The following is a 24,272-nucleotide window of genomic DNA, read 5'->3' on the forward strand; positions in this document are numbered from 1 at the left end:
TGTCATTCCCTAGCAGTGTCAGCGCGCCGGCCTGTCCGGTCCGAAGCGTCGTCCCCTGACGACGCGCGCCTCGCTGCGACCTCTCGCCAGCCGAGGCCTTCATGACCGTTGTCTCGCTCGTCACTCCAGCATCCGCATCCCGCTCGTTCGGCCGCGCTACGTCGGCGCAAGCCGAGGCGCCGAATTTCCGGGTGGCGTTGCGCCATCTCGCCGGTGGCGTCAGCGTGATCACGACCGGGCAGGGAGCCGATCGTACCGGCCTCACCGTCACCTCGCTGTCCTCGCTCTCGGCCGAGCCGCCGACGGTGATGTTCGGGCTCAATCTGGGCTCGTCGAGCTTTCCGGTGCTCGCCCGCCATCGCAGCTTCGGCGTCAACTTCCTCAACGCCACGCAGAAGCAGATCGCCGACCGCTTCGCCGGCCGTGGCGGCGAGAAGGGCGAGGCGCGCTATGCCGGCGCGAGCTGGAGCGAAGGCGTTACCGGCGCGCCTTTGCTTGAGGGCGCACTGGCCGCGCTCGATTGCGAGGTCGAGGAGCTGATCGAGCGCCATTCGCACGCCATCGTCATCGGCCGGGTGCGCGAGGTCCGGCTCGGCGGCGACGACGCCGCGCTGGTCTACTGGCGCGGCGATTACGAACGCCTCGGCTGGATGGCCGAGGAGGCGCGCACCGCCTGCGGCCTGCGCGGCATCTGACCCTGGCGAGGAACCTCATGGCCTATTCCCTCAGCCTGCTCGACAAGAGCCCGATCCTCGACGGCGAGAGCGCGGTCGATGCCCTGCAGCGCACGATCGCATTGGCGCAGGCCGCCGAGCGGCTGGGCTATCGCCGCTTCTGGCTCGCCGAGCATCACGGTTTTCCCGGCCTCGCCAGCTCGGCGCCTGAAATCCTGGTGGCGCATCTGATCGCTCGCACGCGCTGCATCCGCGTCGGCTCCGGCGGCGTGCTGCTGCAGCATTACAGCCCCTACAAGGTTGCCGAGACCTTCAATCTGCTCGCCGCGCTGGCGCCCGACCGGATCGATCTCGGCATCGGCAAGGCTCCCGGCGGCCTGCCGCTCTCGACCCGGGCGCTGCGTGTCCAGCATGATCCGGAGCGCGCCCGCTCCTTCGAGGTGCTGCTGGCGGAGCTCGACAACTTCCTCTCGAGCCCACTCGCTGCAGATGATCCGCTCGCCGGCGCGCAGGCCCTGCCGAAGCCGCCTGCGCCAGTGGAGCGTTTCCTGCTCGGCGCCAGTCCGGATAGCGCAAGGCTCGCGGCCGAGCGCGGCTGGCGCTTCGTCTTTGCCGGCCAACTGAATGGTGATCCCAAGGCGATCGAGGCCAGCCTCGATGCCTATGCCAAGGCCAGCGCGAAGCATTCGCCGTTGTTCGGCCTCGCCGCCCTCGCCGCCGCGACGGCCGAGGAGGCGCGGGCGCTGACCGAACCGCTGCGCGTCGTCAGGCTGACGCTCGACACCGGCCAGAGCGTCAATCTCGGCAGCGAGGAGCAGGCGGCCGAGTTCGCCCGCCAGGCCGGAGCGGCGTCCTATACCACCGAAATTCGCCGCCCGAGCATCCTCGCCGGCACCGCCGCCGACGTCCGGCGCGAGCTCGACGGACTCTCGGCCCGCTTCGGTATCGCCGAGTTCGTCATCGACACACCCGCCGCCGCGACGGCCCAGCGCCTCGCCTCGATCACGCTGCTCGCCGGCGACGCGCCGGCGCTCGCCGCCTGAGCCGACAGGAGACTTTGATGAGCAAGACCCGTCTCACCTTCGGCCTGATGCTGCAGGGCCCCGGTAGCCACATGAATGCCTGGCGCCATCCCAGCAACCCGGCCGATGCCAGCGTCAATCTCGACTTCTTCATCCGCAACGCCCGCAAGGCCGAGGAGAACGGCATCGCCTTCGCCTTCGTCGCCGATGGGCTCTACATCAACGAGAAGTCGATCCCGCATTTCCTCAACCGCTTCGAGCCGCTGACCATCCTCTCGGCGCTGGCGACGGCGACGAAGAAGCTCGGCCTCGTCGGCACGGTCTCGACCTCCTACAGCGACCCCTTCACCATCGCCCGCCAATTCGCCTCGCTCGACCTGATCTCGGGCGGGCGGGCGGGCTGGAATGCGGTGACCTCGCCGCTGGAAGGCTCGGGCCGCAACTATGGCCGTCCGCATCCCGAGCACTCGCTGCGCTACGAGATCGCGCATGAATATCTCGACATCGCCAAGGGCCTCTGGGATTCCTGGGACGACGACGCCTTCGTCCGCGACCGCGAGGCCGGCCGCTTCTTCGATCGCGAGAAGCTGCACACGCTCGGCTACAAGGGCCGCTTCTTCCAGGTCGAGGGTCCGCTCAACATCCAGCGCTCGCCGCAGGGCCAGCCGGTGCTGTTCCAGGCCGGGGCTTCCGATGCCGGCATCGGCCTCGCCGGCCGCCATGCCGATGCGGTCTTCGCCAACCACGTCTCGCTGGAGGAGGGCCAGGCCTTCTACCGCAGCATCAAGACCAGTGCGATCGCGCAGGGGCGGCTCGCCGACGACGTCAAGATCTTCCCGAGCGCTGGGCCGATCGTCGGGCGCACCCGCAAGGAGGCCGAGGACAAGTACCAGGCGATCCGCGATCTCGTCTCGATCGACGAGGCGCTCGCCTATCTCGGCCGCTATTTCGACCATCACGATTTCAGCGCCTATCCGCTCGATGCGCCCTTCCCGGAGCTCGGCGATATCGGCAAGAACAGCTTCCGCTCGACCACCGATCGGATCAAGCGCACCGCCGCACTGAAGCGCCAGACCCTGCGCGAGGCGGCGCTGGAGGCGGCGACCCCACGCGCCGACCTGATCGGCTCCACCAAGGAAATCGCCGATATCCTGATCGAGCGCGTCGAGAAGCAGGCGGCCGACGGCTTCATCCTGGGCTTCCCGGTGATCGGCCAGGGCCTCGACGATTTCGTCGAGCTGGTCATCCCGGAGCTGGAGGCGCGTGGCGTCTACGACCGCAACCTGCCGGGTTCGACCCTGCGTGACCATCTCGGCCTGCCGCGCCGCGAGAGCCGCTATGCACGCCCAGCTCCCACATCCGCGCCGCGCAAGGCCGGCTGAAAGCCACGCAGAACCCGTTTTCAGAACCCAGCGATCCGAGAGGCTGTCCCATGGCCGATGAGTTCTTCTACACCACCCCGCTCGATCCGCTCGCCCAGCCCTTGGTCGAGCAGCTGACCTGGGAGTACGCCACCCGCTATGGCAGCTATTTCGGCGAACCGCCCGGCGCCGAGATGGGCCGCTATCCCGCTTCGCTGTTCGCACCGCCGGAGGGCAATTTCGTCCTGCTCTTGCGTGATGGTCGCGCCATCGCCGGCGGCGCCTTCAAGCGCTATGACGCACAGACCGCCGAGCTGAAGCGGATGTGGACCGACAGCGCCTTCCGCCGCCAAGGGCTGGCCCGGCGCGTCGTCGAGGAGCTGGAGGCGCAGGCCGTTCGGCAGGGCTATGGCAGGGTCTTCCTGACGACCGGCTTCCGCCAACCCGAGGCGAGGGACCTCTACCTCAGCACCGGCTACACGCCCCTGTTCGATCCCGCCGTCGATCCCGAGGTTTACAAGAAGCTCGCCTTCGAGAAGGACCTCGCCGTCGCGACCTACAAGCTACGGCCGCCCGCAGAGCAGTTGCCTGTCAGCGCCGCCTGATCGCGCCGCCCGTCGCACCAACAGAAAACGAGACCAGCCATGAGCCTCGCCAGCGATTTCGCGGGCCTGCCGACGCGCGCCCATAGTACCCCGCCGACCCGCGATTTCAGCCGCTACCGCATCGTGCCGGCGCGCTATCCGGCCCGCACGATCGGCACCGCCTTCGCGGTCGTGGTGATCTTCGCGGTCGCGAATTCGGTTCTCTCCAATCCGCGCTGGGGCTGGGACGTCTTCGCCGAATGGTTCTTCTCCGAACCGGTGCTGGCGGGCCTGGCGCGGACCCTGCTGCTGACCCTGTTCGGCACGGTGCTGGGCTTCTTGCTGGGCACCGGCCTTGCCCTGGCGCGCGTCTCGGGCTCGCCGCTGCTGGCCTCGCTGTCCTGGGCCTATGTCTGGCTGTTCCGCTCGATCCCACTGATCGTGCTGCTGCTGATCCTCAACAATCTCGGCTATCTCTACTCGACGGTCTGGCTCGGCATTCCCTTCACCGAGATCACCTTCGCGAGCTGGTCGACGACGCAGCTGATCACGCCGTTCTTCGCGGCGGTGCTCGGCCTCACCCTGCATGCCGGCGCCTTCTCCTCGGAGATCGTGCGTGGCGGCATCCTCTCGGTCGACCAGGGCCAGCACGAGGCGGCGGCCGCGCTCGGCCTGCCGCGACGACGCCAGTTCTCGCGGATCGTGCTGCCGCAGGCGATGCGCACCATCCTGCCCAACGGCTTCAATGAGATCATCCTGCTGGCGAAGGGCACCTCTCAGGTCTACATCCTGGCGCTGCCGGAGCTGTTCTACACCATCCAGATCATCTACCGGCGCAATCTCGAGGTGATCCCGCTGCTGATGGTGGCGACGGTCTGGTACCTCGTCATCCTCAGCGTTCTCTCCTTCGTCCAGCACCATATCGAGCGCTATTACTCGCGGGGAGCGCTGCGCAATCCGCCGCCCTCGCTGATCGGCCTGGCACTAGCCCGCTTCGGCCGCTCGCGTGACGCCGCCGCGGCGCGCCGTACCGAGGTCGCGCTGGCACAGACGGGTTCGTCCGCCGTGGTCGCTCCTTCGCTGGCGAGCCTGTCGCCTCGTGCCGGCGGCGAGATCCGCATCAGCAACGTCTCGAAGAGTTTTGGCCCGCTCAAGGTGCTCGACGATGTCAGCCTGGCGCTGCGGCCCGGCAGCGTCACTGCGATCATTGGCCAGTCCGGCTCCGGCAAGTCGACCTTGCTGCGCTCGATCAACCATCTCGAGCGCGTCGACGAGGGCTTCATCGCCATCGACGGCGAGCTGATCGGCTACCGCCAGGACGGCGATACGCTCTACGAACTCAAGGAACGCGAGATCCTGAAGCGCCGCGTCGATGTCGGCATGGTCTTCCAGAGCTTCAACCTGTTCCCGCATCTCACCGCGATCGAGAACGTCATCGAGGCGCCGCTTTCGGTGCGTGGCGTCAGCCGCGAGCAGGCCTTGGTCGAGGCGCGCGAGCTGCTGGCCCGCGTCGGCCTCGCCGACAAGGCCGATGCCTATCCGCGCCAGCTCTCCGGCGGCCAGCAGCAGCGCGTCGCCATCGCAAGGGCGCTCGCTTTGAAGCCCAAGGTCCTGCTCTTCGACGAGCCGACCTCGGCGCTCGATCCCGAGCTCGTCAACGAGGTGCTCGACGTCATCAAGGAGCTCGCCCGCTCCGGCACGACGCTGGTCATCGTCACCCATGAGATCGGCTTTGCCCGCGAGGTCGCCGACGAGGTCGTCTTCATGGAGGCCGGCCGCATCCTCGAAGTCGGGCCGCCCGCGCGAGTCCTGGCCGAACCCGACCATCCCCGCACCCGCGAATTCCTCGCCAAGGTCCTCTGACCACCATTTCCCTGGGAGCAACCCATGATCACCAGACGCAACACGCTCGCTCTGCTCGGTGCGGCTTCCGCCGGCGCGCTTCTCCCCTCGCTCGGCCTCGCCCAGCAGGCGATCGATCTTTCGCCCGAGCAGCCCGGCCGGCCGCGGGCGCAGCGCGACGACGCCGCGATCAAGCTGATCGGCAAGGACGCCAAGTTCGTGAAGGAGGGCGTCTTCACTGTCGCCAACGCTACCGGCCGGTTGCCCTTCGCTGGTTATGCGAGCGACACCAAGAGCATCGTCGGCTCCGAGCCCGACATCGCCCAGCTCGTCGCCGATGCGCTCGGCCGCAAGCTCGAGATCGTCCCGGTCTCCTGGGCCGACTGGCCGCTCGGCGTCGCCTCCGGGAAATACGATGCGGCGATCTCGAACATCACCGTCACCGAGCAGCGCAAGGAGAAGTTCGACTTCTCGACCTACCGCAAGGACCTGCTCGGCTTCTATGTGAAGAAAGACAACGAGATCCAGATCCGCGAGCCGCGCGACGTCGCCGGGCTCAAGGTCATCGTCGGCTCCGGCACAAATCAGGAGCAGATCCTGCTGCGCTGGAACGAGCAAAACGTGAAGGACGGGCTGAAGCCGGCCGAGGTCCAGTATTACGACGACGATGTCGTGCTCTATCTCGCGCTGGAGACCGGCCGCGCCGACGCCTATCTCGGCCCGAACGCGTTGCTCAGCTTCAAGGCGGCGCAGGAGAACAAGACTCGTCTCGCCGGCAATTTCTCCGGCGGCTGGCCGTTGCTGGCCGAGATCGCCGTGACGACGCGCAAGGGCGCCGGCCTCGCCGAGGCGATCACCCACGCCGTCAACACCCAGATCGGCAACGGCAACTACGCCAAGGCGCTCGGGCGCTGGAACCTCGCGGCCGAGGCGATCGAGCAGTCGCGTACCAACCCGCCCGGCCTGCCGGCGAAGTGAAGGCGGCGGGCGTCGTCGCGGCCTAGTCCATCAGAGAAGACGGAAGACAATGATGTTGCGAGCGCGTGCCATGTTGGCGCTTCTCCTTGGCGGCTGGGCCATCTTTGGCCAAACGCAGGATCGGGCTTTGGCCCAGGCGCCGTTCGATCTCGGGCCAGAGCAGCCGGGGAGGGTCCGCGCCGAGAAGCAGCCGGAGGCGATCGCCGCCCTGCCGAAGGGCTTCAAATTCGTCGAGCCCGGCGTTTTCACAGTCGCGGTCAGCCCCGGTGGGCCGCCGCTTGCGACCTATGCCACCGATGCCAGGACCGTGGTCGGCGCCGATGCCGATTTCGCCCAATTGATCGCTGACAGCCTCGGTCTCAAGCTCGATCTGCAGCCGATCGCATGGGCCGACTGGCCGCTCGGGCTGGCTTCCGGAAAGTATGATGCGGTCATCTCGAATGTCGGCGTCACCGAGCAGCGCAAGGAGAAGTTCGACTTCTCGACCTATCGCAAGGGGCTGCACGGCTTCTTCGTCAAGGCCGACAGCAAAGTCACCGGGATCAGCGAGCCGAAGGATGCGGCCGGCCTCAAGATCAGCGTCGGCGGCGGCACCAATCAGGAGCGCATCCTGGTTGAATGGAGCAAGCAGAATGTCGCCGCTGGCTTGAAGCCGATCGAGCTGCAGCTCTTCGATGACGAGGCCGGACGGCTGGTCGCGCTGCGTTCGGGCCGCGTCGACGTCATCGTCCAGCCGCATGCCCAGCTCGTCTTCATCGCGGCGCGCGACAAGGACATCAGGCGCGTCGGCACGCTCAGCGCCGGCTGGCCGCTGAAATCGGACGTCGCGATCACCACGCGCAAGGGCAGCGGCCTCGTCGATGCGCTGACCGTCGCGACCAACGGTTTGATCGCCAACGGCACGTTCCGGGCATCGCTGGCGCGCTGGAGCCTGGAGGAGGAGGCGCTCGACCGCTCCGAGACCAACCCGCCCGGTCTGCCGAAATACTGAGGCCCCATGTCCAAGCTCGCCATCCGGCGCATCGCCTTCCTGACTCCAGGCAATTACGACGACGCCGATCCCCGCGCCGGGCTGGAGGAGACGCTTGCGCTCTTCGAGCATGGCGAGGCGCTCGGCTTCGACAGCGTCTGGGTGCGCCAGCGCCATCTCGAACCCGGCGTCTCCTCGGCCGCGACTTTTCTCGCCGCGGCATCCCAGCGCACCAGCCGGATCGGGCTTGGCACCGCCGTGATCCAGATCGGCTACGAGAATCCGTTCCGTCTGGCCGAGGACCTGTCGCTGGTCGACGTGCTCTCGGGCGGGCGCCTCAATGTCGGCCTGAGCGCCGGTCCGCCGCCCTTCGGCAAGTTGCTGGGCGAGCGCTTCTTCGACGCCGACCCGGGGATTTACGATTTCTCGCATGCCCGCGTCGCCAGGCTCGCCGCCAATCTCGACGGCGATTGGCTCGGCGAGGCCGATGCCCGCATCAGCTCCGCCGCCGGCGAGCATCGTCCGCGCCTGCGGCCGCATGCGCCTGGGCTGAGGCAGCGGCTCTGGTATGGCGGTGGCTCGCTGCGTTCGGCCCGCTGGGCTGCCGAGACCGGCTTCCACCTACTCGTCGGCAATCTCAACACCGGCGAGGACACTGATGATTTCTTCGTCGCCCAGCGCCGCCATATCGAGACGTTTCGCGCCCATTGGCATGGCGAGGGCGAGTCGAAGGTCGCGGTCGGGCGCGTGATCGTGCCGCTCGACAGTGCCGACGCCGCGACGCGCCAGCGCTATCGCGACTATGCCGTAAGCCGGCATGAGCGGACCTTGGCGCCGCAGGGCGAGCGCCGGACGCTGTTCACTCCCGATCTCGTCGGCACGGCGGCCGAGATCGTCGAGCGGCTCCACGCCGACCCGGTCCTGCCGCTGGTCGATACGCTGCGGCTGGAGCTGCCGTACAATTTCTCGATCGCGGACTATCGGCAGATCATCGCCGACTTCGCCACGCTGATCGCGCCGGCGCTCGGCTGGCGCAAGGAACCCCTCTCCTGGAAGGAGAGGGGCAGGGGTGGGGTGTTCGGATTGGAAACGTTGGCCTGAACCTGACCGCGCGGCCGGCTCTCACAGAACTGGTCAGGCCGAATACACCTCACCCAGCCCTCTCACTGATCCCGGGCGTGCCCGAGATCAGCATTCAAAGTGTCGAAGTCGGGTAGACCCGACTTCGATGCAGGAGAGGGGCCACGCTCTCCATCGCCTCCGACCAAATGAGCCGGACAGACGCACAAGCCGATCGGTTTTCATTCCCGCCGCGTCACATCACGGTCATCGAAGCGCGTCTATCCCGCTGCGATGACGCTTCCCATCACAAGCGATCGCTCCGGGGTGGCCGCGCTGCTGCCCGGCATGCAGGCGCCCGCCACGCCGCTGTTGGCGCTGGATAGCTTTTCCGTCGCTTTCCCGGGAGCCCGCGGCCCCGTTCCCGTGGTGCGCGGCATCGACCTCTCGCTCGCGCCCGGCGAAGCGCTCGGTATCGTCGGAGAATCCGGCTGCGGCAAGAGCGTGACCTGGCTCGCGGCGCTGCGCCTGCTCGGCCGCGGCGTCGTGATCTCCGGCGCGATTCGGCTCGGCGGCGAGGACATCACCCGCCTGCCGGAGCGCGCGCTCGCAAGGGTACGCGGCGGGCGGATCGGGCTGATCTTCCAGGACCCGACCAGCTCGCTCAATCCGGTCCAGCGCATCGGCACTCAGCTGATGGAAGTCCTGCGCCTGCATCGCGGGTTGCGCGGCGACGCCGCCCAGCGCGAGGCGCTGCGCCTGCTCGATCGCGTCGGCATCGCCGATGCGCCGCGGCGGCTGCGGCAATATCCACACGAGTTCTCCGGGGGGATGAACCAGCGCGTGATGATCGCGCTGGCGCTGGCCGGCGAGCCCGAGGTCTTGATCGCCGACGAACCGACCACCGCACTCGACGCGACGATCCAGGCGCAGATCCTCGATTTGATCCGCGACATCCGCCGCGAGAGCGGCATGGGGCTGGTGCTGATCTCGCACGATATCGGCGTCGTCGCCGATCTCTGCGACCGCGTCGCGGTAATGTATGCCGGCCGCGTCGTCGAGACCGCGGCGACGCAGGACCTGCTCGGCCGGCCACGCCATCCCTATACGCGCGGTTTGCTAGCGGCTCTCCCGACGCTCGGCGGCCCTCGCCAACGGCTGACGCCAATCGCCGGCACCGTCCCGGCCCCCGACCGGATGCCGCCGGGCTGCGCCTTTGCGCCACGCTGCTCCCTAGCGATCGATGAGTGCCGGACTCAAACGCCCGCCCTCGTGCTGGCGGCACAGGACCAGCGTGCCGCTTGCCTGCGCCTCGCTGAGACGGCGCTGGCTCCAGCCGCGCATCAGGCGGCTCCCGCTGGAGTCTTCGCATGATCCCACTCCTGCGCGTCGACGATCTCGCCCGCCATTATCCGGTCGCGACGGCGAGTGGGCAGAAGCGATTGCTCCATGCCGTCGACGGCGTCAGCTTTTCCCTTAGCGCCGGCAAGACGCTCGGCCTGGTCGGGGAATCCGGCTGCGGCAAGTCGACTACCGCGCGGCTCGTGCTCGGCCTGCTGCCGGCGACGCGCGGGCGGATCGCCTTCGCCGGCGAAGCGGTCAGCGCAACGCGGGACCGCCAGTGGCGGGCCCTGCGCCGGCGAATGCAGCTGGTGCATCAGGACCCGCTCGCGGCGCTTGACCGGCGCCTGCCCGTCGGCGAGCAGATCGTCGAGCCGCTCGTCATCCATGGCCTCGAAGCCGGCGCCGAGGCGCGGCGGCAGAAGGCGCTCCAGCTGTTCGAGGCGGTCGGCCTGCGGCCGGATCTGTTCGAGCGCTATCCGCATGAGCTCTCCGGCGGGCAGCGCCAGCGCGTAGTGCTTGCCCGGGCGCTGATCCTCGGCCCGGAGCTGCTGGTCTGCGACGAGCCGATCTCGGCGCTCGACGTCTCCGTCGCCGCCCAGGTCATCAACCTGCTGCAGGACCTGCAGGCTCGCTTCGGCATGGCCTATCTCTTCATCAGCCACGATCTGAAAGTGGTCCGGCAGATCGCCGACGAGGTCGCGGTGATGTATCTCGGCGGGATCGTCGAGCAGGGCCCGCCGGAGGCGCTGTTCCACGCACCGGCCCATCCCTACACCGAGGCGCTGGTCTCGGCGGTGCCGACGCTCCAGCGCGGCACGGCCGAGCGCATCATCCTGCGCGGCGACCCGCCCAACCCGGTCGACCGGCCGGCGGGCTGCGCTTTCCATCCGCGCTGCCCCCGCGCCGTCGCGCGCTGCCGCGAGGAAGCGCCCGTTCTGCGTCCCACCGGCGACGGGCGACTCGCCGCCTGCCATCTGGTACCGCTGGCTTCGGACGCCGCAGCGGCAGCCGCCTGATTCCATCGACCGACCGGATACCGACATGGCCCAAGACGATCGCTCCACCGCCACACGCGTCATCGTTGCGGTCTTCGACGGGTTGAGGCCCGATCTGGTCACGCCGGAGCTGACGCCCAACATCCTGCGGCTGGCGGCGCGCGGTACCTGGTTCCGGCAAGCACGCAGCGTTTTCCCCTCGGTGACCCGGGTTGCGACCAGCGCGATCGCCACCGGTGCACCCCCCGGCGTGCACGGCATCGTCGGCAACGCCTTCTATCTCGCCGACGCCATCCCCGAACGCGTCTTCGACACCAGCGACATCGGCATGCTGCGCCGGGCGGAAGCGCATCATGGTGGCCGGCTGATCGCGGTCGATACCTTCGGCGACGTGCTGGCGCGGGCGGGCAAGAGGCTCGCCGTCGTCCACACCGGCTCGGCCGGCTCGGCGCATTTCATCAATCCGCGCGCCCGCGCCAACGGGCACTGGACCTTCACGATGCTCGGCACCGAGGCGACGCAGACGCCGGAGGCGGTCGAGGACGCCATCGCCAGGCTCGGCCCGCTGCCGGAGCGCCAGCTGCCGCGTCTCGACGAGCTCGCCTATGGCGGCCGGGTGATGGTCGAGCATGTGCTGCCTGTGCTGAAGCCCGATGTCGCGCTGATCTGGTTCAACGAGCCCGACACCACCTTCCATTATCGCGGGCTCGGCTCGCCGGAGGCCAAGGCCGGCCTGCAGCAGGCGGACCGTGCGTTCGGCGCCATCCTCGACTGGGTCGAGGCCCAGCCCGACGGCGAGCGCATCGCGGTGATCGCCGCCTCCGACCACGGCCAGATCTCGACCGGCGCGGTCGAGCCGCTGTTCGACGCGGCGCGCCAGGCCGGTTTCGACCTCAGTAACGCCAAGGCTGTCGACGGCGCCGCCTTCCTGGCGACCGGCGGCATCAGCGGCGAGATCCGCCTGCGCAACGGCGAGCGCAGCCAGCTCGAACGCATCGCCGCCTGGCTGATGGAGCAGCCGACCATCGGCCACGTCTTCTCGCGCGGCAGCGGCGAGGAAGGCGACATCGCCGGTACCTTGTCGCTCGACCTGATCGGCGCCGGCCATGCTGGGCGCCAGCCCGACCTGATGTTCATCCTGAAATCGTCTCTGGAGGCCGACCAGTACGGCCTGCCCGGCCTCGGCGCGATGACGCCCGGCGATGTCCCGCTCGGCGGCGGCATGCATGGCGGCATCAACCCGCACGAGCTCAACACCGTGCTGATCGTCGGCACCGGCAATGGCGAGGTGGGCAGCGTCTCGCAGGAGCCGGCCGGGATCATCGACATCGGCCCGACCGTGCTCGGCCTGTCCGGTCTGGCCAAGGCGCCGAGCATGGTCGGCCGCGACCTCTCGCGCCCGGCGCAGGAGGAAGCGCGCATCCGCCGTGTTTCGACTGGGCGCGGCGCCTTCAGCCAGCAGGTCGAGTTCGCCGAGCAGGACGGCCGCCGCTTCATCCTCGGCGGACACTGAGGCTGGGCACTTCATCAGAACCGACATCGTTATTCCGGGGCGACGCATCAGCGTCGAGCCCGGAATCCAGAACCGATGCCGGTTACGATGATGGCGCTGCGATCGACGCGGTTTTCTGAGGCGGCATCGGTTCTGGGTTCCGGGCTCAGGCCTTCGGCCTGCCCCGGAAAGACTATGCGGCTCTGCCCCGTCAGCTGCGGGCGAAGGACAGGTTGTCCGGGCGCAAGTCCATGAAATAGAAGGTCGTCGGCCGCCAGGCGATCGCCTTCTTGATCGCATAGGCCTCGCTCGGCTGGTAGAGGATCGTCGCCGGCGCCTCGTCCTCCCAGATGTCGAGCATCTGCGTGAACAGCGCCTTGCGCTTCGCCGGATCGACCTCCGCCTCCAGCGCCGTGCCGGCCTTGTTGAAGGCCTCGGTCGAGGTCCAGAACTTCGAGACCTGATGCTCGCCGGCCGGGCCCCAGGCGACCCAGATCGCGCCGAGCGGGTCGGGCAGGCGCGTCGAGTTCGACCAGTTGAAGATCTGCGCGCCGGCGCCGCGCATCTGCGTGGAGTTCTCGACGACCTGCAGCGAGGCGTTGATGCCGACGGCCTTCCACTGCTCGACCAGGATCTGCGCCGCTTCGAGCGCATTGGTGTAGTAGTTGGCCATGGTGCGGTAGACGACCGGCTCGCCCTTGTAGCCGGCCTGCTGCAGCAGAGCCTTGGCCTTGGCGGGGTCGTAAGGCAGCTTGCGGCCCTCGACGAACATCTGGCCGTATTCGGGGAAGTTGTGGCTCGCCGGCACCTGCGCCGTGCCTTGCCAGAGCGCATCGACCAGCTTCTGGCGGTCGATCGCGTAGTTCAGCGCCTGCCGCACCCGCTTGTCGGCCAGGACCTTGTCCTGCTCGTTATAGGCGAGGACATGGACGTTCGCGAGCACGACAGAGCGGACATCGATGTCTTTGTAGGCGCCGACCACGCTCATCTGGTCGGGCGGGATATTGGTGATCAGGTCGTAGTCGCCGGCGACGAGGCCGGCGACGCGCGCCGCCAGTTCCGGCACGCGCCGGAAGGTGACGCGCTTCGCGGTCGGCTTGCCCATGAAATAGTCGTCGAAGGCTTCCAGCACCGTGGCTTCGGCAGCCGAATGCGAGACGACGCGATAGGGGCCCGTCGCCACCGGCTTGCGCGAATAGGCCTCGAAACCCATCGCCTCATAGGCGCGCTTGTTGACGATCCAGGCGCACCAGGAGGCGAGCCGCTGCTCCAGCAGCACGTCGGCGACCTTGGTGCGGAAGCGCACGGTGTAGCGGTCGATCGGCTCGACGCTGGCGAGGATGCCGAAATACGGCTTGCCGCCGGGGATCTGGGCCTTGTCGCCCCAGAGGCGACCGTCGCGGAAGGTGTAGGCGACGTCCTCCGAGGTCAGCTCGTCGCCATTGTGGAACTTGACGCCCTGGCGCAGCGTGACGATCAGCTCCTGCGGCGAGACGCGCTCCCACTTCGTAGCCAGATGCGGCTTCAACTCGGAGCCGCCGCCATCGGCGGCGCCGAGGAAGTCGCGCCGGATCAGCGTGTCGAAGATCGAATAGGTGACGCGCGTGCCGACATTGGAGAGCTCGCGGGCCGGCTCCAGCGTCGCCGGCAGGTCGGCGACCGCGATGGTGAAGTTCGGGCGCGTCTCGCCGGCGGCGAAGGCCTGCGGGGCGGCGAGCAACGCCGAGGCGGCGGAGGCACCTTCGAGGAAGCGGCGGCGGGAAAGGGTGATCATGGCATATCTCGCATTTGTCGGCGGCGAGGCCGAACCGGCCTGCCACGCAATCGCGCTGCCATGCCTCAGTTGGACGACAGGGCCGTGACGGAACGGGCCGAGAGCAGTTGGCGGGGATCGTCGAGCATCACCGCATCGGGAGCGAGCGCGAGAACGCGGTCGATCCCCTCCGCATCGATCCGCCCGACCGGAAAGGGCGGATAGCCGGGCTCGGCGACCGAACGCGGCTGACCAACCATGACCACGGTCCGCAGGCCAAGGCAGCGCGCGGCCGCAATCCGTTCGGCCGTCGCCTCGCCTTGCCAGAAGCGGAACCAGCTCGCGCCGAGGGCCTTCGCCTGCCCGCAGGACTGCGGGTCCGAGACGAGAGCGAGGATCGCGATCTCCCCGGACAAGGCACGCGCCGCTGCGATCAGGTCGAGCGAGCGCAGGCCGAGCAACATGCGCTCGCTGGCATCGGCAGCAGCGACGGCATCGAGAATCCGTGGCAGCACCGCCGGGTCGGTGAGCTTCACATCGAGCAGTAAGCCCAGCGGCGCAGAGGCGGCGATCGCCTCGTCCAGCGTCAGGAGGCCGGGCAGGATCGCGCGCAGTTCCGCGAGCCCGATCTCCGCGACGAGGCGCTGATCACCGGCGATGCGCTGGAGATCAGCATCGTGCAGGCAGACCAGCGCGCCGTCGGCGCACAGCCGCACATCGGTCTCGACCATCTCGGCGCCGGCAGCTTTGGCCCGCTCGAAGGCCTTGGCAGTGTTCTCAGCAGCGAGCAGGGCGCCGCCGCGATGGGCAATAGCGAGCGGGAGGGGACCGGTGATGCTGCGGGTGGCGAAGCTCATCGTCTCAGTGCCGCTCGCTGGTCGGGTCGAAGCGGTCGCGCAGCCAGTCGCCGAACAGGCTCATCGACAGCGTCGTCAGGAAGATGACAAGCCCGGGGAAGACCGCGATCCACCAGGCGTTCAGGAGATAGCGCCGCCCTTCCCCCAGCATCAGGCCGAGCGAGGTGCCAGGCGGCTGCACGCCGAGGCCGAGGAAGGAGAGCGAGGTCTCGAGCAGGATCGTGCCGGGGAAGTTGAGCGTCGCCTGCACCACGAGGGCGGCGACGATGTTGGGCAGGAGATGGCGTAGGATCACCCGCGGCGTGCTGGCACCCAGCGCCTCGACCGCGTTGACGTAATCGCTCTCCTGCTCGGAGGCGACGAGGCCCCGCGCCAGCCGCGTATAGCGGTCCCAGCCGTCGATGCTGACCAGGATGATGAACAACACGATGTTGTTGCCGAAGAAGGCGAGCATGGTCAGCGCCAGGAACAGCGCCGGGATCGCCGCCTGCGCATCGACCAGCATCATGATCGCCTGGTCGACGATGCCGCGCATCCGTGCCGCGATGAAGCCGAGCAGCGTGCCGAACACCGCGCCGATCAGCGTGCCCATCACCGCAATCAGGATCGAGGTGCGGACCGCGTAGATCATGCGGCTGAGGATATCGCGGCCGAGCTGGTCGGTGCCGAGCCAGTAGGTCATGCCGCCGCTCTGGGTCAGTGGCGGCTTCAGCCGGGCCAGCAGATTCTGGGTGGTGTAGTGGATTGGCGCCAGCCAGTCGGCGAGGATCGCGACGAGCACGATCAGGATCAGGAAGCCGGCAGAGAGCTTCACCACCGGCGACATGCGGCGTCCGCGCGGACGAGCGGCCGAAGCGGCGCCGATGTCGAGGCTCGCGCTCATGCCGGCTTGCCCAGGCTGCGCGAGAAGCCGCCCAGGCGCGGATCGATCAGGATGTGCAGGATGTCGACCAGCAGGTTGGCGGCAACCATCACCACGGTGACCGTCAGGATTACCGCCTGGACGACGGCGAGATCACGCGTCGAGACCGAGTCGACCAGCAGGCGACCGATGCCGGGCCAGGCGAAGATCGTCTCGACCACCGCGCTGCCGGCGAGGATGTGGCCGATCTCGATGCCGATGAACATCAGGAGCGGCACCGCGGCGTTGGGCAAGGCATGGCGCAGGATGACCGAGAGCGGCATCACGCCGCGAGCGCGGGCGGCGCGGATGAACGGCTTGCCGAGCACTTCGAGCGTCGCCGTGCGTGCGAAGCGGGCGAGGCGCCCGGCGAGCGGCAGGGCCAGCGTCACCACCGGCAGGATCAGGTGCCAGAGCGTCTCGGATCCCGCCGAGGGCAGGACGCGCAGCTTCAACGCAAAGAGCAGGATCAGCAAGATGCCCAAGAAGAAGATCGGGATCGCATAACCGAGCACCGCGACCGCCATGGCGAAGCGGTCGACCGCACTGTTGTGGCGCAGCGCCGCCAGCACGCCGAGCGGCATGCCGATCAGCAGAGCCAGCAGCAGCGCGCAGGCGCCGAGCAGAACCGTCTTCGGCAGCGCGTCGATCACTGCCGCGAACGCCGGCCGGTCGTCGGCGAAGGAGAGGCCGAAATCGCCCCGGGCCACGCTGGCGAGATAGCGCAGATACTGCTCGGCGAGTGGGCGATCGAGTCCCCAGAGCTCGCGGTAATGAGCACGCACATCCGGTGGGGTGTCGATCGAGAGCATGATGTCGGCGGGGTCGCCGGCAAGGCGCAACGCCAGGAACACTGCCGAGACGCAGATCGCGACCGTCAGCAGCGCGCGCAGGATGCGAAGGGCCAGGAAACGCAGCATCGCCGAGGGCTCGTTGATCGAAGGCCGAGCTTGTGCCGATGCTTACGCGACAAAGGAATGACAGTTCAGGGGCAGCCGGCGCGGCGCGGAATTCGCTGGCGCAGCAAGGTTGATCTTCCTCTCCCGGGGTGGTTATGTCCGGCCATGCGATTTCGGTCCGCCATCCGGGGCCTGACCCTTCGACTTATCCGCCCGGCGCTGTGAGCGCGCCGGGATTTGAAGGCCTGTCCATCGCATGACGGCATAGCCGGGTCCTGAGCAGACCAGGCGCTGCATCCTTCGAAGGGTTACCCCATGACCACGATGCCAATTTCCAAATACCGCGCCTATGCGCCGGTCAACCTGCCTGACCGCAAATGGCCGTCGCAGGTGCTGACCAAGGCGCCGATCTGGTGCTCCGTCGACCTGCGCGACGGCAACCAGGCGCTGATCGAGCCAATGGGCGTCGATCGCAAGGACCGCATGTTCAACCTGCTGGTGAAGATGGGGTTCAAGGAGATCGAGGTCGCCTTCCCGGCGGCGTCGCAGACCGATTTCGATTTCGTCCGCTCGATCATCGAGAGCGGCGCGATCCCGGACGATGTCGCGATCCAGGTGCTGACGCAGTGCCGCTCCGAGCTGATCGAGCGCACCTTCGAGGCCGTGAAGGGGGCGAAGAACGTCATCCTGCACTTCTACAACTCGACCTCGACATTGCAGCGCGACGTGGTCTTCCGCTCCGACCGTGCCGGAATCATCAAGATCGCGACCGATGCGGCCGCCCAGATCAAAGCCCTCGCCGCTCAAGCGCCGGAGACGAACTTCACCTTCGAATATTCGCCGGAGAGCTTCACCGGCACCGAGCTCGACTATGCCCTGGAGATCTGCGAGGCGGTCAAGGCGGTGATCCAGCCGACGCCGCAGAAGAAGCTGATCCTCAATCTGCCGGCGACCGTCGAGATGGCGACGCCGAACGTCCATGCCGACCAGTTCGAATGGTTCGGCCGCAACATCTCCGGCCGCGACAGCGTCCTGCTCTCGATCCACCCGCACAACGACCGCGGCACGGCAGTGGCTGCCGCCGAGCTCGCGCTGATGGCCGGCGCCGACCGCGTCGAGGGCACGCTGTTCGGCAATGGCGAGCGCACCGGCAATGTCGACATCGTCACCATGGCGCTGAACCTGTTCACGCAAGGGGTCGATCCCGAGCTCGACCTGCGCGATGTCAACGAGATTCGCAGCATCGCCGAATACTGCACGCAGCTGCCGGTGCATGAGCGCCACCCCTATGTCGGCGAGCTTGTTTACACCGCCTTCTCCGGCTCGCATCAGGACGCGATCAAGAAGGGCTTCGACGCGCAGGAGAAGCGCAACGATCCGCTCTTCCAGGTACCCTACCTGCCGATCGACCCCAAGGATGTCGGCCGCGACTATGAGGCGGTGATCCGGATCAATTCGCAGTCGGGCAAGGGCGGCATCGCCTATATCCTGCAGGCCGATCACGGCCTCGATCTGCCGCGCCCGCTGCAGATCGCCTTCTCCAAGATCGCCCAGGAGCAGATGGACGAGGAGGGCAAGGAGCTGACCAGCGCGGCGCTCTGGTCGCTGTTCAGCAAGACCTACCTCTTGAGCGACGCCCCGTTGGAGCTGCTCGCCCACAAGACCTTCCCGGGCGCGCAGGGCTCGCGCACGCTGACGGCCGAGCTGAAGCAGGACGGCGCGATCCGCACGATCGAGGGCGTGGGCAACGGCCCGATCGATGCCTTCGTCGACGCGCTCAAGACCACCTACGGCGTCGAGTTCTCCTTCCTCGACTATCACGAGCACGCGGTCGGGCGCGGCGCCAATGCGACCGCCGCCTGCTATGTCCAGCTCCAGGACGAGAAGGGCCGTGCCGTGCACGGTGTCGGCATCGACCCGAACATCGTCATGGCCTCGCTCAAGGCGGTGCTGAGCGGGATGCAGCGGGTGATGGCCGGCCAGCAGGGCTGAAGGTCCGCCCTTATTCCAAGCCGTCCGGTTCGCCTGGTCGGAGACGTTGGAGGCGCGGGGAGCCCTCTCCTGCATCGAAGTCGGTTTTACCCGACTTCGATGCTTCGAATGCTGATCTCGGACAAGCCGGGGATCAATGAGAGGACAGGGTGAGGTGTCCGATCGGATCTCTCATGCTGGAAAGCGCTTTGCAGTCGCGCGGCGCCTATCGTGACCGGGTGTAAAACGCACAAGCAAGGATTGTCGATGTGCAGGCGCGCTGTGCTGCGAGGTTCAGTCGAGCATAGCCTCGCGACCGCTCAAATTTAGAAGACCTGCAATCTGGCTGCGAAGTCTTGAGGCCGGAGGCGATTGAACTATGCTGCGCCGGTGAAATCGATGCAGGCTTCGCCCAATCCCGAATCCTTGATAGGCCTCCCGCTGTTCTCGCGGCAGCTGTCGCTGTCGGCCGGGACATTTCCGATTCCCGAGGGCGAGCGCATCGTCGGGCCGATGCGCCGAGGTCTCAAGATCGCGGTCATGCTCGATGGGCGGCAATCCCTGGAGATCGACGACCAGCCTGCCGTCATGGTCCGCGGGCCGGCGCTGCTGGTCACCGCCAATGTCGGCGACCACGTCCAGCAGCGCACGGGTCTTAGCGGCGGCATGGTCCGCTGCGTGCTGATGCAGTTCGACCTCGATTTCGTCGAGCGGGAATTCGCCGCCCCAATGCAGCAATTGTTCGCGCTGGCGGGGGCCGGGGATGCCGGCATCTGGGTGCGCCCGGCCGATGCCGAGCTCTGCGCGCTCGCCCTCCAGATCGCGGAGACGCCGGTGGCGACGCCGCTGCGGCGGCTCTACCTCGCCGGCAAGGCGCTGGAGCTCGCCGCCATGGCGCTCGACCGGATCGTCGGCCAGCCGCCTTTGCGCCCAGCGCGCTTGCCGGCCCGGACGCGCGAGCAGGTCCATGCCGTCCGGGACATGCTGGTCGCCGCGATGCAGGAGCCGCCGAGCCTCGCAGAGCTCGCCCGCGCCACCGGCCTCAACCCGACCAAGCTGACCTCGGCTTTCCGCGCCGAGTTCGGCGCGAGCGTCTTCGGCTACCTGCAGGAGCAGCGCCTGCAGCAGGCGCATGCGCTAATCGCCGAAGGCGAGGCGAGCATTGCGGAAGCCGCCTTCCGGGTCGGCTACACCCCGGCGCATTTCTCCAGCCTGTTCCGCAAGCGCTTCGGCATGCCGCCGAGCGCGCTGCGATGAGCAGAGCCTGTTTCAGAGCTGGAAAGGCTCGAAACTGCGCCGAAAGAAATACTGCCGCAATCGAAAGCCGACGGCGTTGCCCGCCCCGCCCGCTTGCTGAAAGAACCCAGCCAATGGGTCGCCAGGACGGCGAAGGGGCAAGAGTATCGGCATGACTGGGGTTCTGATCACCGGCAATCGCGCCGCCTTGGCGGCTGGCGTCGCCTTAGGCGCACTCATCGCGGCCTGGCCGGGCATCGCATTTGCGCAGCAGAGCGGCGATACAGTCAGCCTGGAGACGATCGAGGTCCAGGGCGAGCGGGCCAGCGGGCCGGTCAACGGCTATGTCGCAAGGCGCAGCGAGAGCGCAACCAAGACCGACACGCCGCTGATCGAGACGCCGCAATCGATCACCGTGGTCCCCCGCCAGCAGATGGACGACCAGGGCGTTCAGAGCGTCAGCCAGGCGCTGCGCTATTCGGCGAGCGTGCTCGGCGAGACGCGCCTGTCGATGGGCCGCTATGACAGCGTCTTCATCCGCGGCTTCGGTGGCGCCGGCACCGGCGCCGGCTTCGTCAATTTCCTCGATGGTCTCAGGCTGCAACGCGGCGTCAACTTCCTCGTGCCGAGCGTCGACCCCTGGGGGCTCGAACGGGTCGAGGTGATCCGTGGCCCGGCCTCGGTGGTGTTCGGCCAGCTCAAGCCCGGTGGTCTGATCGAGATGGTCAGCAAGCGCCCGCGCGATGTCGCGCATGGCGAGGTCCAGGTCCAGTTCGGCAGCTTCGAGCGCAAGCAGCTCGCCTTCGACATCGGCGGCCCGGTGACCCCCGACAAGACGATCCTCTACCGCATCGTCGGACTCGGCCGCGCCGCCGACACGCAGGTCGACTTCACCAGGGAAGAGCGCCTCTACATCGCGCCCTCCGTCACCTTCCAGCCCAATGCGGCGACGAGCCTGACGCTGCTGACCTCGTTCCAGCGCGATCCGGAGACCGGCTTCTACGGCTTCATCCCCTCGGTCGGCACTGCCTTGCCGAACCGCAACGGCAAGATCCGCAGCAATTTCTTCCCGGGCGAGCCGAATTATGAAGGCTACAGCCGCAACCACCTGACGCTCGGCTATGCCTTCGAGCATCGCTTCGACGACGTCTTCAGTTTTCGCCAGAACGTCCGCTACAGCGACCTGCAATCGCGCTTCCGCACGGTCGCGGCCGCCTCGCTCGGGGCCGACCAGCGCACCCTGACGCGCCGCGTCACCGCCTCGAACGAGAAGGCGCAGACCTTCGGCATCGACAACCAGCTCCAGGCCGATTTCCGCACGGGCGCTCTGACCCACAAGGTGCTCTTCGGCGTCGATGGCTATTGGAGCGACGGCACCGCCTATACGGGCGCCGGTGGCACCGTGCAGACGCTCGATGCCTTCAACCCGGTCTATGGCCGCACGCCCTTCGCCGTGCCGGCGATCCCGGGGACGGGCCAGGTCGCCCAGCAATACGGCGTCTACATCCAGGACCAGATCAAGCTCGACCGGCTCTCGCTGGTGGTCGGCGGCCGCTTCGACCGGGCGATGGCCCGCACCCACAACATGACCAATGGCGCGCTGACCAAGCAGGACGACACCGCCAATACCGGCCGCGTTGCGCTGATGTACAATTTCGACAACGGCTTTGCGCCCTATGCCAGCTATTCGACCTCGTTCGACCCGGTGGCGGGCACGACCTTCAACGGCGTCGCGTTCAAGCCGACCGAGGGCGAGCAGTATGAGGCCGGCTTCAAATACCAGCCGCCGGGCTACAATGCCTTCCTGCAGGCGGCGGTCTACCAACTGACGCAGACCAATGTGCAGGTGGCGGACCTCAACAATCCCGGCTTCCAGATCCAGACCGGCGAGGTCCGGGCGCGCGGAGTCGAGGTCGAGGCCAGGGCGACGGTGTTCGACACTCTCGATCTCGTCGCGGCCTATACCTATACCGATGCCGAGGTGACGAAGAGCACGGGTGCGGATCTCGGCAAGCGGCCGACGGTGGTGCCGCGTCATATGGCGTCGCTCTGGGCGCACTACACCTTCAAGACCGGCCTGTTCTCAGGGCTCGGTCTGGGCGCCGGTGTGCGCTATGTCGGCAAGGGCGCCGGCGACCCCGGCAATACCTTCTTCACCGACGACTACGCGCTGGTCGATGCCGCGATCAGCTATGATCTCGGCGCTGCCAATGCCGCGATGAAGGGCTGGAAGGTCCAGGTCAACGCCCAGAACCTGTTCGACAAGGACTATGTCGCCGGCTGCTACGGCACCGTGCAGTGCTCCTTCGGCCTGCGCCGCACCGTGCTGGCGACCCTGTCCTATCGCTGGTGAGGGCAGGCGGGATGTTGCGGCCGGAGCGGTTTGCGTTCGGGGGGCATGAGGCCCCGGCTCTTCGGCCGATCGCGCTGCCGCATACGCACAGCCTCGCCTTCTCCGTGTCAGGGGGCGCCGAGTACCGGCTCCTGATAGCCGTCCCGCCCGAGCCGGCGCCGGCCGCGGGGTTTCCGGTCCTGATCCTGACCGACGGCGATGCGCTGTTCCCGACGGCGCTGTCCGCCGCGCGGTTGCAGGGCGGACGTCCCGGGGTGACCGGCGTCGCTCCGGCCGTGATCCTCGGCATCGGCTACCCCAGCGCGGCGCCCTTCGATGCCGAGCGGCGCCGGCGCGACCTCCTGCCGACGGATGGTGGCGCCGACCGCTTCCTCGACCTGATCGAAGGCGAGATCCTGACGCAGGTCGAACGGCTCGCGCCGATCGACCGGGCGCGGCTGTCGCTGGCCGGTCATTCCTTCGGCGGGCTCTTCGCTCTCCACGCGCTGTTCGCGCGGCCGGACCTGTTCCGCAGTCATGTCGCCGGCAGCCCGTCGATCTGGTGGGACGACCGCGCCATCGTCAAGACGCGCGAACGCTTCCTGAACTCGCCTGCAGCGGTATCGCCGCCGCGCCTGCTGATCACCGTCGGCGGGCAGGAGCAGAGCGGCGACGAGCAGCGTGATCCGCAGCGGGCGGCGCGCCTGCGCATGGCGCGGATGCTCGACAACGCCGCCGAGATGGCTGGGGCGCTGGCGGCATCCGGGCGGTTCGCATGCGAGCATGTCGTCTTTCCCGGCGAGAACCACATCTCCGTCCTTCCGGCCATGCTGTCGCGCGCGGTCGCTTTCACGCTCGGCGAAGGGGGCACGCCATGATCGCTTCGCTGTCGCGATTGCTGCTCGTGATCGGTGCGCTGCTTTCGGCTCTGGCGCTGCCTGCCCGTGCCGAGCCGGTCACGGTGACCGACCTGCTCGGGCGCAGCGTGAGCTTGCCGGCTCCGGCCAAGCGCATTGTGCTGGCGCAGGGGCGCCAGCTCAATGCGCTCGGCCTGATCCATCCCGATCCAATCAGCCTGCTCGCCGGCTGGGGTGCCGATCATCGCCGCCAGAACCCCGACGCTTATGCGCGCTATCTCGCCAAATTCCCGGCGATCGAGAGCGTGCCGACCGTCGGCGATGGCGGGATGCAGGACGGCTTCTCCTTCGAGAAGGCGGTGTCGCTCTCGCCCGACCTCGTCATCCTCAGCAGCTCGCTTGCCGGCACGCGGCGCGGGCCGGGCGATCTGGTCGAGCGCTTCGAGGCAGCCGGCATCAAGGTCGCGGTGGTCGACTTCTACCTGCAGCCGATGCGCGACACGCTGCCGAGCCTGCGCATCCTCGGCAAGCTGATCGGCCGCGAAGAACAGGCCGAGGCCTATATCCGCTTCTACGAGGAGCGCCGGCGCCTGATCGAGGAGCGGCTGCGCGGGGCGGAACGCCCCTCGGTGTTCATGCACGCCCATGCCGGCGGCTTCGATTGCTGCCAGACGCCGGGCAAGGGCACCTTCGACGACTTCATCACGGCTGCCGGCGGGCGCAACATCGCCGCCGCGATCCTGCCCGGCGCGACCGGGCAGATCAGCCTGGAGCAGCTCCTCGCCGCCGATCCCGCGATCTATGTCGCGACCGGCGGCACGCATCTGGCCAGGCTGAATGGCCTCGTCCTCGGGCTCGGCGTCTCCCGCGAGACCGCGGCGCCGAGTTTCGCCGCGCTGCTGGGCAAGCCCGGCATCGCCGCGCTGGCGGCGGTGCGCAATCGCCGGGCCTATGGGCTCTGGCACCTGTTCAACGACACCCCGCTCCATATCGTCGCGATCGAGCGACTGGCGACCTGGTTCCACCCCGAGCGCTTCGCCGATGTCGACCCGCAGGCGACCCTGGACGAGATCTCCCGCCGCTTCTCGGCGATCCCGCTCGACGGCGCGCTCTGGATCGACGGCGCCGGCCCGGCCAAGCCCTGA

Annotated in this window: 20 protein-coding genes; 16 read left to right on the top strand and 4 right to left on the bottom strand. The window is 68.0% G+C overall.

Features of this window, described 5'->3' with window-relative positions; all coding sequences use genetic code 11:
• Positions 1 to 101 precede the first annotated feature (101 nt).
• The 11 genes from AC3WLC_RS00675 to AC3WLC_RS00725 all read left to right on the top strand — a co-directional run bounded on the left by AC3WLC_RS00675 (position 102) and on the right by AC3WLC_RS00725 (position 12,342).
• Positions 102 to 695, top strand: a complete 594-nt coding sequence (locus AC3WLC_RS00675) for a flavin reductase family protein (protein WP_493682025.1) — start codon at positions 102 to 104, stop codon at positions 693 to 695.
• Between the two features lie 17 nt (positions 696 to 712).
• A complete protein-coding gene (locus AC3WLC_RS00680; protein WP_493682026.1) occupies positions 713 to 1,717 on the top strand; it encodes an MsnO8 family LLM class oxidoreductase in 1,005 nt (334 codons plus the stop codon).
• Positions 1,718 to 1,734: 17 nt separating this feature from the next.
• Positions 1,735 to 3,078 carry an LLM class flavin-dependent oxidoreductase gene (locus AC3WLC_RS00685; RefSeq protein ID WP_493682027.1) on the top strand — a complete coding sequence of 448 codons (1,344 nt, stop codon included), beginning with the start codon at positions 1,735 to 1,737 and terminating at the stop codon, positions 3,076 to 3,078.
• A gap of 50 nt (positions 3,079 to 3,128) precedes the next feature.
• A complete protein-coding gene (locus AC3WLC_RS00690; protein ID WP_493682028.1) occupies positions 3,129 to 3,662 on the top strand; it encodes a GNAT family N-acetyltransferase in 534 nt (177 codons plus the stop codon).
• A 39-nt stretch (positions 3,663 to 3,701) separates the two neighbouring features.
• On the top strand, positions 3,702 to 5,504 hold the full coding sequence (locus AC3WLC_RS00695) for an amino acid ABC transporter permease/ATP-binding protein (RefSeq protein ID WP_493682029.1): 1,803 nt from the start codon (positions 3,702 to 3,704) through the stop codon (positions 5,502 to 5,504).
• A 24-nt stretch (positions 5,505 to 5,528) separates the two neighbouring features.
• Positions 5,529 to 6,461, top strand: coding sequence for an ABC transporter substrate-binding protein (locus AC3WLC_RS00700; protein WP_493682030.1), 933 nt, complete (start codon positions 5,529 to 5,531; stop codon positions 6,459 to 6,461).
• Positions 6,462 to 6,531: 70 nt separating this feature from the next.
• Complete coding sequence (locus AC3WLC_RS00705) at positions 6,532 to 7,452, top strand: ABC transporter substrate-binding protein (protein WP_493682031.1); 921 nt, start codon at positions 6,532 to 6,534, stop codon at positions 7,450 to 7,452.
• Between the two features lie 6 nt (positions 7,453 to 7,458).
• Positions 7,459 to 8,532, top strand: a complete 1,074-nt coding sequence (locus tag AC3WLC_RS00710) for an LLM class flavin-dependent oxidoreductase (protein WP_493682032.1) — start codon at positions 7,459 to 7,461, stop codon at positions 8,530 to 8,532.
• Positions 8,533 to 8,838: 306 nt separating this feature from the next.
• A complete protein-coding gene (locus AC3WLC_RS00715; RefSeq protein WP_493683109.1) occupies positions 8,839 to 9,864 on the top strand; it encodes an ABC transporter ATP-binding protein in 1,026 nt (341 codons plus the stop codon).
• Positions 9,861 to 10,850, top strand: a complete 990-nt coding sequence (locus tag AC3WLC_RS00720; RefSeq protein WP_493682033.1) for an ABC transporter ATP-binding protein — start codon at positions 9,861 to 9,863, stop codon at positions 10,848 to 10,850. The genes AC3WLC_RS00715 and AC3WLC_RS00720 overlap by 4 nt, the downstream gene beginning before the upstream one ends.
• A gap of 25 nt (positions 10,851 to 10,875) precedes the next feature.
• Positions 10,876 to 12,342, top strand: coding sequence for an alkaline phosphatase family protein (locus AC3WLC_RS00725; RefSeq protein ID WP_493682034.1), 1,467 nt, complete (start codon positions 10,876 to 10,878; stop codon positions 12,340 to 12,342).
• Positions 12,343 to 12,532: 190 nt separating this feature from the next.
• On the opposite strand, the gene AC3WLC_RS00730 is transcribed toward AC3WLC_RS00725, so the two are convergent.
• The 4 genes from AC3WLC_RS00730 to AC3WLC_RS00745 all read right to left on the bottom strand — a co-directional run bounded on the left by AC3WLC_RS00730 (position 12,533) and on the right by AC3WLC_RS00745 (position 16,752).
• Complete coding sequence (locus AC3WLC_RS00730; protein ID WP_493682035.1) at positions 12,533 to 14,095, bottom strand: ABC transporter substrate-binding protein; 1,563 nt, start codon at positions 14,093 to 14,095, stop codon at positions 12,533 to 12,535.
• A 65-nt stretch (positions 14,096 to 14,160) separates the two neighbouring features.
• Positions 14,161 to 14,931 carry a glycerophosphodiester phosphodiesterase gene (locus AC3WLC_RS00735; RefSeq protein WP_493682036.1) on the bottom strand — a complete coding sequence of 257 codons (771 nt, stop codon included), beginning with the start codon at positions 14,929 to 14,931 and terminating at the stop codon, positions 14,161 to 14,163.
• 4 nt (positions 14,932 to 14,935) lie between these two features.
• On the bottom strand, positions 14,936 to 15,814 hold the full coding sequence (locus AC3WLC_RS00740; RefSeq protein ID WP_493682037.1) for an ABC transporter permease: 879 nt from the start codon (positions 15,812 to 15,814) through the stop codon (positions 14,936 to 14,938).
• Positions 15,811 to 16,752: an ABC transporter permease gene (locus tag AC3WLC_RS00745; RefSeq protein ID WP_493682038.1), complete on the bottom strand. Its 942-nt coding sequence runs from the start codon at positions 16,750 to 16,752 to the stop codon at positions 15,811 to 15,813. The genes AC3WLC_RS00740 and AC3WLC_RS00745 overlap by 4 nt, the downstream gene beginning before the upstream one ends.
• Positions 16,753 to 17,055: 303 nt before the next feature.
• Between AC3WLC_RS00745 and leuA the strand changes: the two genes are divergently transcribed.
• From leuA to AC3WLC_RS00770, 5 genes are all read left to right on the top strand, one after another.
• A complete protein-coding gene (gene leuA, locus AC3WLC_RS00750) occupies positions 17,056 to 18,723 on the top strand; it encodes a 2-isopropylmalate synthase (RefSeq protein WP_493683110.1) in 1,668 nt (555 codons plus the stop codon).
• A gap of 351 nt (positions 18,724 to 19,074) precedes the next feature.
• Positions 19,075 to 19,959, top strand: coding sequence for a helix-turn-helix transcriptional regulator (locus AC3WLC_RS00755; RefSeq protein ID WP_493682039.1), 885 nt, complete (start codon positions 19,075 to 19,077; stop codon positions 19,957 to 19,959).
• A 151-nt stretch (positions 19,960 to 20,110) separates the two neighbouring features.
• A complete protein-coding gene (locus tag AC3WLC_RS00760; RefSeq protein ID WP_493682040.1) occupies positions 20,111 to 22,291 on the top strand; it encodes a TonB-dependent siderophore receptor in 2,181 nt (726 codons plus the stop codon).
• A 104-nt stretch (positions 22,292 to 22,395) separates the two neighbouring features.
• A complete protein-coding gene (locus AC3WLC_RS00765) occupies positions 22,396 to 23,148 on the top strand; it encodes an alpha/beta hydrolase (protein ID WP_493682041.1) in 753 nt (250 codons plus the stop codon).
• Positions 23,145 to 24,272 (top strand): ABC transporter substrate-binding protein, encoded by a 1,128-nt coding sequence (locus AC3WLC_RS00770; protein WP_493682043.1) that lies wholly within the window; start codon positions 23,145 to 23,147, stop codon positions 24,270 to 24,272. The genes AC3WLC_RS00765 and AC3WLC_RS00770 overlap by 4 nt, the downstream gene beginning before the upstream one ends.

It is taken from the genome of Allobosea sp. GW821-FHT03A12 (assembly GCF_058986765.1).